This window comes from Leptospira bandrabouensis, assembly GCF_004770905.1.
Taxonomy (GTDB): Bacteria; Spirochaetota; Leptospiria; order Leptospirales; family Leptospiraceae; genus Leptospira_A; species Leptospira_A bandrabouensis.
Map to the genome: position 1 here is coordinate 1,048,714 of NZ_RQHT01000014.1, position 14,069 is coordinate 1,062,782.

The 14,069-nt window shown below is 38.0% G+C and carries 18 protein-coding genes and 2 tRNA genes; 11 read left to right on the plus strand and 9 right to left on the minus strand.

Translation table 11 applies throughout. The annotated features are described in order from the left end of the window. Positions 1 to 273: 273 nt before the first annotated feature. A tRNA-Gly gene (locus tag EHR07_RS12125) sits at positions 274 to 344 on the minus strand. Between the two features lie 83 nt (positions 345 to 427). Between EHR07_RS12125 and EHR07_RS12130 the strand changes: the two genes are divergently transcribed. Next, positions 428 to 1,933, plus strand: a complete 1,506-nt coding sequence (locus tag EHR07_RS12130) for a carboxypeptidase M32 (protein ID WP_135745316.1) — start codon at positions 428 to 430, stop codon at positions 1,931 to 1,933. Positions 1,934 to 1,968: 35 nt separating this feature from the next. Next, entirely contained in the window at positions 1,969 to 2,295 is a 327-nt protein-coding gene (locus EHR07_RS12135; RefSeq protein WP_135695518.1) for a hypothetical protein, read from the plus strand. Here the strand turns inward: EHR07_RS12135 and EHR07_RS12140 are convergent. After that, positions 2,271 to 2,699, minus strand: coding sequence for a DUF423 domain-containing protein (locus tag EHR07_RS12140; protein WP_135745317.1), 429 nt, complete (start codon positions 2,697 to 2,699; stop codon positions 2,271 to 2,273). The two genes, EHR07_RS12135 and EHR07_RS12140, sit on opposite strands and share 25 nt — an antisense overlap. Before the next feature lie 21 nt (positions 2,700 to 2,720). On the opposite strand from EHR07_RS12140, the gene EHR07_RS12145 reads away from it, so the two are divergent. Further along, on the plus strand, positions 2,721 to 3,056 hold the full coding sequence (locus EHR07_RS12145) for a hypothetical protein (RefSeq protein ID WP_100789015.1): 336 nt from the start codon (positions 2,721 to 2,723) through the stop codon (positions 3,054 to 3,056). A gap of 36 nt (positions 3,057 to 3,092) precedes the next feature. Here EHR07_RS12145 and EHR07_RS12150 read toward each other — a convergent pair whose 3' ends face one another. Then, positions 3,093 to 3,851 (minus strand): hypothetical protein, encoded by a 759-nt coding sequence (locus EHR07_RS12150; protein WP_135745318.1) that lies wholly within the window; start codon positions 3,849 to 3,851, stop codon positions 3,093 to 3,095. Next, entirely contained in the window at positions 3,848 to 4,570 is a 723-nt protein-coding gene (locus EHR07_RS12155; RefSeq protein ID WP_238735323.1) for a CPBP family intramembrane glutamic endopeptidase, read from the minus strand. Before EHR07_RS12155 ends, EHR07_RS12150 begins: the two co-directional genes overlap by 4 nt. A 255-nt stretch (positions 4,571 to 4,825) precedes the next feature. Here EHR07_RS12155 and EHR07_RS12160 point away from each other — a divergent pair, with 255 nt between their 5' ends. The 5 genes from EHR07_RS12160 to EHR07_RS12180 are packed head-to-tail and all read left to right on the plus strand — an operon-like array spanning position 4,826 to position 9,121. Continuing rightward, positions 4,826 to 5,728 carry a LysM peptidoglycan-binding domain-containing M23 family metallopeptidase gene (locus EHR07_RS12160; protein WP_135745320.1) on the plus strand — a complete coding sequence of 301 codons (903 nt, stop codon included), beginning with the start codon at positions 4,826 to 4,828 and terminating at the stop codon, positions 5,726 to 5,728. 45 nt (positions 5,729 to 5,773) lie between these two features. Further along, on the plus strand, positions 5,774 to 6,949 hold the full coding sequence (locus EHR07_RS12165; RefSeq protein ID WP_135745321.1) for an acyl-CoA dehydrogenase family protein: 1,176 nt from the start codon (positions 5,774 to 5,776) through the stop codon (positions 6,947 to 6,949). Between the two features lie 5 nt (positions 6,950 to 6,954). Beyond that, entirely contained in the window at positions 6,955 to 7,986 is a 1,032-nt protein-coding gene (locus EHR07_RS12170) for a phosphotransferase family protein (RefSeq protein WP_135745322.1), read from the plus strand. Next, positions 7,976 to 8,407: a hypothetical protein gene (locus EHR07_RS12175; RefSeq protein WP_135745323.1), complete on the plus strand. Its 432-nt coding sequence runs from the start codon at positions 7,976 to 7,978 to the stop codon at positions 8,405 to 8,407. Before EHR07_RS12170 ends, EHR07_RS12175 begins: the two co-directional genes overlap by 11 nt. Next, positions 8,408 to 9,121 (plus strand): histidine phosphatase family protein, encoded by a 714-nt coding sequence (locus tag EHR07_RS12180; protein ID WP_135745324.1) that lies wholly within the window; start codon positions 8,408 to 8,410, stop codon positions 9,119 to 9,121. 77 nt (positions 9,122 to 9,198) lie between these two features. Here the strand turns inward: EHR07_RS12180 and EHR07_RS12185 are convergent, their stop codons facing one another. The 4 genes from EHR07_RS12185 to EHR07_RS12200 are packed head-to-tail and all read right to left on the minus strand — an operon-like array spanning position 9,199 to position 11,754. Continuing rightward, positions 9,199 to 9,894 carry a hypothetical protein gene (locus tag EHR07_RS12185; RefSeq protein WP_135745325.1) on the minus strand — a complete coding sequence of 232 codons (696 nt, stop codon included), beginning with the start codon at positions 9,892 to 9,894 and terminating at the stop codon, positions 9,199 to 9,201. Positions 9,895 to 9,908: 14 nt separating this feature from the next. Continuing rightward, a complete protein-coding gene (locus EHR07_RS12190) occupies positions 9,909 to 10,925 on the minus strand; it encodes an aldo/keto reductase (RefSeq protein ID WP_135745326.1) in 1,017 nt (338 codons plus the stop codon). A 1-nt stretch (position 10,926) separates the two neighbouring features. Continuing rightward, a complete protein-coding gene (locus EHR07_RS12195) occupies positions 10,927 to 11,214 on the minus strand; it encodes an acylphosphatase (protein ID WP_135572996.1) in 288 nt (95 codons plus the stop codon). Between the two features lie 21 nt (positions 11,215 to 11,235). After that, positions 11,236 to 11,754: an RNA pyrophosphohydrolase gene (locus EHR07_RS12200; RefSeq protein WP_135745327.1), complete on the minus strand. Its 519-nt coding sequence runs from the start codon at positions 11,752 to 11,754 to the stop codon at positions 11,236 to 11,238. A gap of 72 nt (positions 11,755 to 11,826) precedes the next feature. Here EHR07_RS12200 and sixA point away from each other — a divergent pair, with 72 nt between their 5' ends. Continuing rightward, a complete protein-coding gene (gene sixA, locus EHR07_RS12205) occupies positions 11,827 to 12,315 on the plus strand; it encodes a phosphohistidine phosphatase SixA (protein WP_135745328.1) in 489 nt (162 codons plus the stop codon). Between the two features lie 62 nt (positions 12,316 to 12,377). Next, positions 12,378 to 12,449 (plus strand) — tRNA-Pro (locus EHR07_RS12210). Between the two features lie 89 nt (positions 12,450 to 12,538). Here the strand turns inward: EHR07_RS12210 and EHR07_RS12215 are convergent. Beyond that, entirely contained in the window at positions 12,539 to 12,829 is a 291-nt protein-coding gene (locus EHR07_RS12215) for an LIMLP_16025 family protein (protein ID WP_004785337.1), read from the minus strand. 134 nt (positions 12,830 to 12,963) lie between these two features. On the opposite strand from EHR07_RS12215, the gene EHR07_RS12220 reads away from it, so the two are divergent. Next, positions 12,964 to 13,968, plus strand: coding sequence for an arylesterase (locus EHR07_RS12220; protein ID WP_244288940.1), 1,005 nt, complete (start codon positions 12,964 to 12,966; stop codon positions 13,966 to 13,968). Positions 13,969 to 14,069: the final 101 nt, after the last annotated feature.

A 14,069-nucleotide genomic window follows, 5' to 3' on the forward strand; every position in this document is an offset into this window, starting at 1 on the left:
GTATTTGGAGTTCATTGGGTGGCGGGTCTAGTTCCCCACCCTCCAATCGGGCGGGGATACTTATATCCCATCCTGTCCAGGGAGACGAAGAGACTAAGCCCACTCCGCTGTTCGGACATCGTTTCCTCACTGTGCTCCGAGGCACGGCTCGAAAGCCATCGTGGCTTTCTTTCTGATTTGTTCGTTCCCTATGGGTCACTCACAAACCAGCTCGGGCCACTGTTCGAGTCAACTTCATAGTATATGTTAATTGATTGTTTGGAAGGAATGTCTTGCGGGCGAAGGGACTCGAACCCTCGCCAGAAGCTTGGAAGGCTGCTGTGCTACCGTTACACCACACCCGCGACAGTAAATACATAGTTTTGGTTGGGGGTAAAGGGTCAATGATTTTTGGTTCCAGAAAGTGTGGTAGGAAGAAAATGAGACAATGGCCCTGCCCCAAGCACTTGAAAATTACCGAAAACAATATCGAAAAATCAAATTATTCCAAGACATAGCTTCAGTCCTCCATTGGGACTCTGAGGTAATGATGCCTGAAGAGGGAAGGGAATACCGGTCCTCACAAATTGCCGCAGTGGCAGAGCTCACCCACGACTGGATGACAGACAAATCTTTCTTAAACCAAATAGAGACTGCCAAAAAATCGATTGGCGAACTCCCCGAACAAGACCGGTCGGTTTGGAATCGTGAGTTGGAAGTTCTTATGGAAGAGAAAGAAAAAGCAGATAAATTGCCTTCTGAATTTGTTTCCGAATTTGCAAGAGTCACTAACTTAGCACATGCAGAATGGGCAACTGCCAAAAAGGACAAAAACTTCAAATCTTTTGCAAATCGATTAGAGGAGTTAGTTCAATTATCAAAAAAACAGGCAGATTACTTTGGTTATACGACAGAACCTTACGATGCCTTGCTCGACAGTTATGAAAAAGGAGCCAAAGCCGCTCAAATTCAGATTTTATTTTCTGATTTGAAAAAGTCACTCGTTCCAATCGTTGCCACCGCACCTAAATTCAAAAATCCATTTCCTGGACCCGTATCCACTGACAAACAAACAAAATTTTGTAACCGTCTCCCATCTCTTCTTGGATTAACGACAAAAGAATCTAGATTGGATACGAGTAACCATCCGTTTTCCACAAGCCTGGGTAAAGGTGATAAACGAATCACAACTAGATATTCGGAAACAGATCCATTATCTTCCATCTTTGGTGTATTACACGAAACTGGTCATTCCTTATATGAGTCTGGATTATCGGCAATGCCTGAATGGCCCACCCCTTTAACGGAGTTTTTAAGTTTAGGAATTCATGAATCACAAAGCCGATTGTGGGAAAATCAAGTGGGACGTTCCTTACCATTTTGGGAATTTGTTTACCCTATTTTGTTATCTGACTTTGATTTAACGGATAAAGAACTTCCGTTTAAAGAGTTATACCAATACATCAATAGCACAGAAAAAACAAAAGTTAGAGTGGAAGCAGACCAAGTTACATACAACCTCCATATCATTTTACGTTTTGAAATCGAAAGAGACCTCATCAATGGAAAAATTCAAGTAAAGGATCTACCAGAGATTTGGAACGCAAAAATGAAGGAAAGTTTTGGCCTTTCCATAGAAAATGATGCAGAAGGTGTTTTACAGGACATCCATTGGTCGATGGGTGCATTTGGATATTTCCCAACTTACACTTTGGGAAATATTTTTAGTTCACAGTTTTTCAAAAAATTCACAGAAGAATATCCGGATTCGCATAACAAATTTTCTGCGAAAGGTGATTTTTCTGACTTACTTGGTTGGCTAAGGAAAAACATTCACTCAAAAGGAAAAATATTTGATGTAGATACTCTGATGAAACAGACAACAGGTGAATCTGCTAATTCCAAATATTTAATTTCTTATTTAAATGGAAAAATTGAAGAAGTAACAAAATAGTAAAAATTGAAAATATTAATACAAAAGGATTATTTATGTCAGGATCAGAACAAGTTTTAGAGAAGTTAAGTCAATTATCATATTTCGATAACCTTGCATTATACTATTTATGTATAGAAACACCACCACAAACTCTTGCATTGGCATTCATGCAAATGGATGAAAAAATAGCAGGATCAATGCTTGGAGTTTTGGATGTACAAAAAAGAAAGTATGTACATGAACTCATGTCCTTACAAAAGGATAGTTCAGAAGAAGCTAGAAAAGCAGCCGCCGAAGGTTTGTTACTCATCGCTGACGGCTTAATTTCTAGAAATTTAATCAGTAAACAAGGCAATTATTTTTTTGGAACAAAAAGATAAAAAGAACCAACTCCCAAACAAAACCAAGCAATTAAAAAGCTCACTCCTCCTAGGGGGGTGATAGCACCTAAAACCCGAATCCCTGTGACGGCAAGGGCATACAAACTAAAAGAAAAAATCAAAATTCCCAATAGAAACATCCATGTTGCTATTTTCAAATAAGTATTACTTTTATTCGACGAATCCGATACCAAAGAATGTTGTAACAAGAGAAATGCGACAAGTGATGCCAATGTATGATAAAAATGATATCGGTTCCCCGTTTCATAAATGATCATCAAATCGGGGGATACTATTTTTTTTAGTCCGTGGGCACCAAATGCTCCGATGGCAACAGCTAAAAAACCAGAAATACAAATGAGAAGGATTAAAAACGCAGAGGATTGCTTCTTGACAAGATTCATTAACGATACTTCCTATTGCCTATGACTTCAGATGCATCTGGAAAGAATACTAAATTTGTTAGAGTTTGGCGACAACTCAATGTAGAAGATGTAAAAAAACAATTACTCTATATTGATGATCTCTATGGAACTTGTGGAAATTGTAAAAAGTTGGGTCTCAACTATCTAAAAGATAAAAAATGCCCTGATTGTGGAGTTACATTTAAATATTTGGCAACTAAACTGAGTAAGGTGGCAGATATTGGAAAGATTCTAAGTAGAATCGACAAAGAAGGCTTAGACTTAACTTTAATTGAGAGAGAAGACTTTGAAAGGTCAAGTGCGGCCGACGCAGCGAGAGACCTATTCAAATCATAATCGAAAATGGGAAGTTTGGTCGTTTGATTCTTTCGATTAAAATTTAAACGACCAACCAAATTGAGCAGTTTTGTTGTGTGCGGATGTATCTTCCCAAGCATCAAAGGCACGAACCGCTCTGGAAACAGCAAGGGCTGCAAATATTCCTACGGCATTCGGTGATTCCCAAACACTTCCTGGGCCTTTTACGTTTGCCATATTGTCCCAAATATTCTTTTTAGGTAAATTTTCTTGGGCATAAAGATAAGCCCCACCTGCCAAAATTAAATCGCATAATAAATAAATACTCATACTCACAAAAGTATCTCGATTTGTGAATAATGGAGAGTTCCAAGAGTTATAACCAACCGAGGCCATTGGTGTAATTAAATTTAAACCTTGAGAAACAATATGGTATTTTTCAGAGAGAGGAACTGCAGATTCATGTGGGGATTTTTGTAGAATTTCTTGTTCCAAAATTTGTTTCCACATCCTTTCTTGACCACGTCTAGGTGATTCAATGCGAATGATGGAATCAGGAGAAGTTTTCCCAACTTTCCCTACGTAAATATTAAAATCATATGGGTTCTTCCAACGATGTCTGTATCTGTAAACAAAACCTTGTGTTTTTTCATCCGCATAAAAATCGGGATCTAATTTGTTTAAAAGGGCCACCAAACGAAGATTCACATCTTCAGGTCCACCCAAAACTTCTACTGTCTCTCCGGCAAATAGAGAGTTATTAAGACCTGTAGAAAGAAAAATTAAAAAACCAATATGTAAAAGTAGGAACCGGAATCTTTTAAATGGTTTCATGATTGGACTCCGGGAAGTTGAAGGTATGCATTAATTAAACCTAACGAATTATAAGTGGCATGACAAGCCATCGCAATCCAAATATTTCCGGTTTTAATATAGATATATCCAAAAAACATGCCCACTCCGCAGATAATAAATGGAATGGCAACCGATGTCCCTTCTCCATAATGCAGCCAACCAAAAAGGAGTGAAACTATGAACAAACCTTCTTGGGCAAGGTTCTTATCAATAAAGGCTTTTAGTAAAAATCCTCTAAAAAAGATTTCTTCCAGAATTCCTGTAATGATACCCACAACATAAATTCCCCAGGCTAATAAATACCCGTTTCCATGAAGGGCTTCATAAAGTTTTTTTGCAAAAACTCCTGATTCCACAGGAACCGATAACCTTTCTAATATCAATCCAAAGATAACTACGACGATAAAACAGATAAATCCATTGGCCATACCACGAAGTAAAATAGGGATGGATAATTCATCTTGAAGGTTTGTTACAGGAATTTGTAATACTTTTTTATAAAGTAAATATCCAAGACCCACATAACATAAAAACCACGGTATGGAATGACCTAATAGGTAATGAGGTTTTTCAGAAAACACCTTATCGTAAAACTGAGATAATAGCAAACTGGGATTGGCAGTGATTTCCTTTTGAAATTGGTCCTTGATCGGTGTGACAATTTTTTCGTATTCAGATAGCATTGTGGCAAAGTCCATTTTGCCATCCCAATATTCTTCGTAGAGGGGAAGTAACTGTTCTTCGGGGATCCGGTCACTCAGGACCGAATTGTTAACGAAAGCTAAGAAAATAATGGAATAAAAGAAAGAACATATATAAACCAGGCCCAGCGAATAGGCTGTCAGTCGAAAAATTTCAAAAAAACGATTCTGCATCTGCCTTACAGTTCCTCAATTTCGGCAAGAATCGTCATCGTTTTTTTCGGAAATGGCCGATATTCAAATTAGAAGATTATGTCTAAAACCGTCAATTTTCCAAAATGGGCCTTGATTCTGATTACTTTCAGTAGTCTCTCGTCGCTCCTTTCTAGCCCACTCACTCTGGCAAATTTGGAATATACAAACCCTTCCTTAAAAAATCTTCGTTCGGAAATTAAAGAAAATTTACGAATCTCCAAGTCTGGAGCAAAGAAAGAAGAACTGATTCCCCTGAAATATTATGAATACAAAGTTCGGAAGGAAGATAATTTTTTTAAAATTATGGCACGAACAGGAATGGACCTGGAAACTCTTTCCTCTGTAAACGAGCTCAGTTCACCACACGATTTATCACCAGGGATGGTTTTAGAAATTCCCAATATGCGTGGAACCTTCCATCCAGAAGAAACAACCGGGGATGATAAAACAAAACTAGCGTTAGCCGAAAAGTATAATATAGATTCCAACAAATTACAATATGATTCTGAAAGAGAAAAATGGTTTTTGCCAGGTATATCCATGGGAAAATCAGAAAAATCTTTTTTCTATGGATTTGGATTTCAATTCCCATTAACGGAAGCAAGGATCTCCTCTGGTTTTGGTAAACGAATCGATCCATTTACAAAAAAAGATACCTTTCATGGTGGGATTGATCTGGCCGCCGAACAAGGATCAGATGTATTTGCCTCTATGGATGGTGAAGTAATTTTCAAAGGTAAACAAGGTGGTTATGGAAATTTAATCATCTTAAAACATAGTTTAGGATATGAAACTCGTTACGGACATCTTTTTGATTTTAATATAAATGTTGGTCAGAGAGTAAAAAAGGGCCAAAAAATTGGGGAAGTTGGACAAACAGGTAGAGCGACCGGTCCACATTTGCATTTTGAAATTAGAAGAAATTCAAAACGAGAAAGACCTATTTTTCGATCTCATTAAAAAAAGATTTACGACTCATATTGATTCTTGTAATTCTGGGAATCAATGGACTTTGAAATTCCCCAAGAAGTAGAAACACTTCGCAAAAATATCCAAGACTTCATTACAAATGAAATCATCCCTCTGGAAAAACATTACGATTATGAAAAAGGTCGTATGCCTGAAGACATTAACCAACAAGCGCGTGCTAAAGTAAAGGCAGCTGGTTTTTGGACTCCACATCTTCCAAAATCAGAAGGTGGATTGGGTCTAGATTTAATAGGAACGTGTATCATTTTTAGTGAACTGGGTCGTTCCCCCATCGCACCATACATATTTAATTGTGATGCACCCGATGAAGGAAACATGCATCTACTTTCGATTGCTGCTTCTGAAAAACAAAAAGAGTTAATCCTCCACCCACTCATCAAAGGTGATTTGCGAACCGGTTTTGCAATGACCGAACCAGGACCGGGGGCAGGATCAGACCCAACCACCTTACAGACCAATGCCGAAAAACAAGGTGATAAATACATCCTCAACGGACGTAAGTGGTACTGCACTGGAGCCAATGGTGCGAAGTATTTAATTGTGATGGCAAAAGTAAATGGGAGTTTCCGCAAAACCACCATGTTCCTTGTACCTACCGATGCGAAAGGATACACAATGGTTCGGGAAATTGAACTTATGGGTTCTCATGGACCTGGTGGACACTGCGAACTAAATTTCGAAAACGTAGAAGTTCCTGAAGATATGATTCTTGGGCGTGTTGGTGAGGGTTTTCGACTTTCCCAAGAAAGGCTTGGTCCTGCTCGCTTAACACATTGTATGCGTTGGACTGGAATGGCAAGACGAGCATTGTCGATAGCACGAAGTTATGCGAAAGAAAGGGAAGTATTTAATGCCCGAATCGCTGACCACCAAGGAATCCAATGGATGTTTGCAGAACGAGCAACAGAAATTGAAATGGCCTTCCTTTTGACTTTGAAAGCTGCTTGGTTATTACAAAAAGGAAAAGATGCACGCCAAGAAACCTCTATGGCAAAATGGAAAGTGAGTGAATCTTTGTGTAATACAATTGATATGGGCATCCAAGTTTGCGGTGGTAAAGGATATTCAAGAGACTTACCTTTGGAATTGTTTTACAGAGATGCAAGAGCCGCAAGGATTGCTGATGGACCATCGGAAGTTCATAAGATGGTCATTGGTAGAAACTACATTTCAGAAAAATGGGATTTCTAAGGAGTATGGAAATTAAGGAATTACAAGAAAAAGTAGAACTCCACTTATCTTCCGTTTGGAAAGATAATGTAAAAGTTTCCCAAATGCAACACTTAAGTGGAGGAGCTTGCCAAGACAATTATGCATTGGACTTAATTTCTAAATCCGGAAAACAGTCGTTAGTTTTACGCACAGACAAAGGAGCGAGTTTACTTTCTTCTTTGTCAAAACGAGATGAGTTTAAAGTGGCAGAGCTTGTATACAAAGCAGGTGTTAAAACTCCAACTCCAGTTTTTTTAGAAGAAACTTCCGATGTCATAGGTGCCCCTTTTTTTCTAATGGAAAAAATTGGAGGTAAGGCTACTGGACGTTATATCACAAAAGATAAGGAACTTGATTCCTATCGTAAAACCCAGATGGTAACAGATCTGGCTTCAAACTTAGCGAAACTCCATACCGTAAAACCCAGTTCTATTTCAGATGAAGAACTTAAACAAAAGCTAAAGTTAGTCACAAAAGAAAATTATATTTCCATTGCTATTTCTGATCTAAGACAATCGTTAGACGAACTTCCCGAAGCACATCCTGCCATAGAACTTTGTTTGTTTTGGTTAGAATCAAATGCTCCTGCAATTGATGATATAGTTCTTGTTCATGGAGATTTTCGTACAGGAAACTTTATGATGAACTCTGATGGACTCCAAGGAATTTTGGATTATGAATTTGCCCATTTTGGGGACCGCCACGAAGACATTGCTTGGTTGTGTATGCGCGACTGGCGATTTGGAAGGTTGAATAAAGAAGTGGGTGGATTTGGGGATCGCAAAGATTTTTATGATGCTTACCAAAACACTTCAGGAATCCCTGTGGATCCGTTTAAGGTAACTTTCTGGGAAATTATGGGGAATGTACGTTGGGCCATAGGAAGTGCTCAACAAACAGAAAGACATTTATCTGGCAAAGACAAGGGGATCGAACTTGCTGCCATTGGCAGGCGAACTGCAGAAATGGAATGGGAAGCCATGCGACTCATCGAGGAAATCAGTAATGCAATATAGACCAGAAACGAAAGAACTCATTTCGACCATTCAGGATTTTTTAATGAAGGAACTTCTTCCTAAATTGGAAGGAGATGATTTGTTATCTTATAAAACATTAGTATCTTGGAATATGTTGGGTGTGATAGCCCGGGAAATAGAATCAAAAGAATTTGAATCTGACCTTCAACGAATCCAAAATTTAAATTTAAAAATTTCTGACTTAGATACAAAATTTAAATCGGAAGATTTTGCGAATTTAACTCGAAAGGAAAAATACAATTTGCTTCTAGTTTGGAACAAAGAATTTGCAAAAACAATTCGAAACCTAACAAAAGACAAAACAAACTCAGACCTTAAGCCTGGTGGAAAAATTTGGAATTTTGCAAAAAACCAACTTAAAGAAAATTTGGCCATCTCTAATCCGAGGTTCCAAACCTAAATGTCTTTATTGTACTTAGTCCGTCATGGACAAGCAGATCGCCTTGGAAAAAACTATGACCAACTAACAGAACATGGCTGGAAACAAGCCAAACTACTGGGAGAATACTTCAAAAACCAGAGAATCGAATTTGATTCTGTATACACTGGTAGCCTCAATCGACAAAAACAAACTGCACAAGGTATTATTGAAAGTTTTTCTAAAGACCAGTTTTGTATTCCAGAACCAGTGGAAAACTCAGCCTGGGATGAATTTGATTCCAGAATGTGGCTTGGTCTTGCAGCTAAGATTCGTCATGCGAATAGTAACTTTGCAAAATTATACGAATCTTATAAGAAAGCATGGGAAGAAGGAAAAGAGGAAACTAGAGATTATTTCCAAGAACTCATTCAGGTAGTTTTACACGATTGGGTTCATGGAGTTTGGGATCCTGTAGAACCTTATACATTCAAAGAATACGTGGACAAAGTTTCTTCTGGCCCGAAAGAAATACCTGACGATGTAAAAAGTACGTTAGTAGTATCTTCTAGCACACCCATAGCAATCATGATGGGACTCTCTTGTAAAATGCAACCTGTTGAATTTCCCGTATTTATGAAATCGATTACCAATTCTTCTCTCAGTGTTTTTAGAAGAGAAAAAGGCCATTGGGAGCCTGTGAGTTGGAATAACACCCCGCACTTACAAGATCCAGATTTGGTAACTTTAGTTTGAGAATTTTAAAATAAGGAATTGTAAATCGCTGTAAATTGGTTTGTAAACTTTGGAATGAGAACAAACCAATTTGGTTTTTACTGCGTAAATGATGATAGAAGTTTCATTCTATTTTTAGCTTTTTGTCCCCAACCGGTTCTTGGATAATTTTTATACAAATGTTCCATCGCAGCTAATTCTTCTTCATTCGATTTACTATATCGAATCGTGATTTTTGGTTCTTCTTGGAATTTAAAATCAACGGTAACGTGAAAACTTCCCATAAATACAACAGTGCCTGGTTGTAGATCGACCCTTGTTTTTGCGACATCGTTTCGGTCAAAATCGATATCAATTTTTGTAGGTTGTTTTGTACTTCCAAAGGAAAAGTCCGATGCACCACGATTCAAAAGATGGACTGCATCATAAATTTCATACTGCCCTTCCTTTAGATTTTGGAAATAATAATAGTGCTCCGAACTCTCATTGTATTCAAAAGTTTTTTCTCCCTTGCGAAGAGTTACCTTTTGAAACCTTGGATCAATCAACTCATCTAAAATCATCTCATCTTTAACTATTGTCATGTGAAGAATGATAAGACTACTCTGTGCATTTTTGGGTCCAAAACTAGAACATTCCGGAAAGAGATAAGTAATTAAAAATAAAATTAAAACCTTCCGGAAAATTCCCGAAGTGATCTTTTCAAACTTTGAAATTTTTTTACCTGATGGATTTGATTCTCCATCAATATCGGAACGTTTTTCTGAAGGATCTTCGTAAGAATTAGAACTCATTGTTTTTATTTACCTTAACCCATTGGGTATTGGATTTTTTTAGAAACTAGATTGATTTCCGTTAGAATTTCTTCAGACAAGATGACATCAGTTGCTTTTAAGGATTCTTCCAATTGTGCTACAGTATTGGCACCAATGATGGTGGAAGCAACATAGTCATGTTGTTTACTCCAAGCAACAGAAAGAACAGTTGCACTCATTCCATATTTTTCAGCAATTTTCATAAGTTCCGCTGTGGCAGCCAAAGTGTTTTCATTTAGGAAACGATTCGACATTCGTTTTTGTCTTTCACCTTCGGCCATATAACGAACAAATCTTGCGCCTTCCGGGGGAACAGAACCGTTGTATTTGCCTGTGAGGACTCCACCGGCAAGCGGGGAATAAGGTAACAAAGAAACTCCTTCTTTTCGACAAACCTGTGCTAACTCATCTTCGAATCGACGGTTCAAAATGGAAAAGTTATTTTGAATGGAATCATATCTAATTAAATTGTATTTGTCGGAAGTCCAAAGACTTTTCATCAATCCAAAAGAAGTTTCGTTGGAACAACCTGCATAACGGATTTTTCCTTCTTCTTTAAGTTCAGTCAAAACTTCCATAGTTTCGTCATAGGATACATCATGGTCTGGCCAATGCGTTTGATACAAATCAATCGTTTCAACACCTAATCTTTGTAAGGAGCCTTCAATGGCACGACGAATATGGTATTTGTCTAATGCAGTTTTTCCTTCGCGGAGTGGGGGACTAAACCAACCGTGACCTGGACCTGCGACTTTCGTAGCGAGAATGATACCATCACGAGGTTTTGTTTTGAGCCACTTTCCGAAAATTTCTTCAGTTCGATGCACCCAAGATTTTTGCGGAGGCACCGGATAAATTTCTGCAGTATCATAAAAATCAATTCCTGCATCATAGGCACGATCTAAAATTCGAAACGCCTCATCTTCGTTACACGAGGAGCCAAATGTCATGGTACCCATACAAATTTCGGATACCACCATTCCTGTTTTGCCAAGTCTTCGTTTTTTCATGTTATTTTTTGATTAAAAATGTTCTGAATTGATTTTTTGGATCACTCCACTCAATGACATGATCCTTTACTTTTGCTTTTGTGGGTCCTCGTTGCATGGCTCTGTATAAATCTTCTATAAAAAGTTTATCACCTTCTACCACTGCTTCGACTTCCCCATTGGGTAAGTTTTGAGTATAACCTTTGAGTCTCATTTCTTGGGCTTTTTGGAGGACATAGTAACGAAATCCAACCCCTTGTACAGTTCCCCGTATTAAAATTCGCGCTCTTGCTTCTTCTGATTTTCCCAAAGATAGTCTCCTTTCTAGAACTTACTTGGATTTAGAATTCTCTGCAATGTAATTTTGAATGGCAGATTTAAAAAGAGGGACAAACTTCTCATAGACGGCTCGTTTGAACTCGACAACGGATTGGATTGTATCTTCAATTTCCATAAATTGGACTGTTAAAAACTCTTGTTCATGGTGGACTAAATCACACTCCTCCAAAGTTCCATCCCAATAAAATAAAATCCATCTCTGTAATTGCCCACGAAATTTTTGTAAGTGAGAATTAAGTCCCAATGAATTAGGGAAGTCATAAGGAATCCAATCAGGATATTCAGTTACATATATTGCTTTTTTGATTCCAAGTTCTTCATATAATTCCCGTTTAGCGGCTTCCAAATAATCTTCATTTTCATCGATGCCACCTTGAGGGAACTGCCAAGAACCAGGGAATTGTACTCGTTCCCCTACGATTACTTTGCCTAAAGAATTAAAAACTACCATGCCTACATTTTTGCGGTAGGGTTTGTCTGTCATATTCCTTAGAATGGCTCTATCATCCATTTTCGCAAGAAATTCCTTAATTTTTTGTTTCTCCGCTAGTCTGAGGTTCCAATCTTGGACTTAGGAAGTAATATGAAGATCATTTTGGTTCGTCATGGTGAGGCGGAAAACGCAAGCGGAACGATTTCTGATTCGCAGCGGGATCTAACCGACAAAGGTGTTAGTGATATTCATAAAATCGGAAAGTTTATTAAAAACTCTTCGTTAGCCGTTAAACAAGTTTACTATAGCCCTTATACAAGAACTAAACATACAGCAGAGATTCTTTCTGAAGAATTAAAATATAGCTGTGAAATGGTTCCGTCAGATGACCTATTAGCTGGTAAAGGTTGTACCGATATTATTTCTTGTTTAGTCAATTTTACAAATTCCGACACAGTTCTGTTAGTCGGTCATAATCCAGACATCACATTTTTCGCTGCAAAACTATTGGGGAATTCCAGTGCTGCAGAAAATTTAATCTTTCAACCAGGTTCCACCATTGCGATCAACGTAGCTCGGGAAAAATTTGCACATGGGCAAATTATTTGGGCCATTTCACCAGACAATTTAGGCATTTGAATTTCTAATTCTTAGTAAGACTTGACCCGGTTTCGATCGTAAGGTTTTTGGATTTCAGAACGCGGGGTGTAGCGCAGCGGTAGCGCACTTGTCTGGGGGGCAAGGGGTCGCCGGTTCAAATCCGGTCACTCCGAAGTTCAAAAGTTAAAGTTTAAAAAACCCAGCAGGCCTGCGAACAAACCTGCCGGAAGAAAATTCAGGATGGTGATATACAAAATATAACTTATGAAGGTTTGTTTTGATTTCCTTCTTTGACTTTATCTAAATATTTAACTACATTATCTTTGATTTCATCAAAACGAACGATTCCCCAAGCCACACCCATTTTTACTTTTAAGGCATTGTCACTAGTATCGCTTTCGCCTTGTTCTTTCAACTTTTGAAAGTTAGTTTCAAATTTGCTTTTTTTCTCGTTTAGGTCTACAACCAGTTTCTCCCAAACTTCTTTGGAAGTCTTTACGGCTCCAATCCCAGCATTCACGATATCTTGCAGTTTGTTTTCCACATTGCTCATCGGATGTTACTCCTTCTCTTTCCATTATTTTGCACTGCACAATAATGTCTAGAAAGAATTTTCTGGAGGAATCTGAAATCCTGGGCTAAAATGGTCGGATGCGCGTAAAAACCCTATGGACTTTTCTCTCCGTTTTGACCCTAGTTTTCTTAATTGTGAACTGTAGTAACCCAATCCAAGAAAAACCCATCGCAGGCTGCGAACGAATTCCTGGAACTCCCGGTCCTGAAGATTTGGATCTCATCCGCGATACATCTACAGTCATTGTTTCTTCCCATGAACGCCGCAATGGACTAAAAGATATCGGAGCTTTGTTTGAAGTTTCTTTCGCTGACTCGAATGGAAAATTAGAAGCAAAAAAAATTGAAACCAATTATCCTGAAAATTTTCGTCCACATGGGATTAGTTATGCGAAAGTAAATGGTGTAGATACCTTAGCTGTGATCTCCCATACGTTAGTTGATGAAAATCCACATACCATAGAAATTTTTGAACGTTCCAAGTCAGGCAAATGGACTTTTATAAAAACTCTAAGTGATCCTACACTTACAAGCCCCAATGATATTTTTATGAACGAAGCAGGAGAGATTTTTGTTTCGAATGATAATGGAACCAGTAATGCCCTTCGTAAGTACTGGGACATGATCGTTCGCAGCGGAAGAGCAGATGTATCTTATTATGATGGAAAAACTTTCCAGGCATTAAATGTACCTGTAATGCTTGGCAATGGAATTTATATTCGTAAAAAAGGAAATGAAGAACTTTTATACAGATCTGTATTTTCTGAAAAAGCCATTCGTGTGTATCAAGTGGAACGAAGTGTTGGAAAGATCAATTTAAAGTATTTGGAATCCATCGCCATAGGTGCGGGCCCCGATAATATTTTAGAAGATGAAAATGGAATGTTATGGCTTGCGGCCCATGATTCAACCTATAAATTCATTCGTCATGTGATGAATCGAACGAATCTAGCGCCCACTCGTGTTTTTAAAATCAATCCAGAGAACAAAGAGGTCACTGAAGTGTATGCCAATGAAGGTGCAGAAATTTCAGCCGGAAGTACGGGACTTGTTTTCAAAAACAAACTTTTGATTTCGCAAGTGTTTGAAGATTTTCTTTTGGTTTGTCCAAGGCCATAGGAAAGTATTTTTATCTAGAATTTAGATACGATGGTCTTGGGTAGGCTGTCGTATTAAGTTTTTTTCTGTACATGAATTAAAAAAATATACTACAACATTTT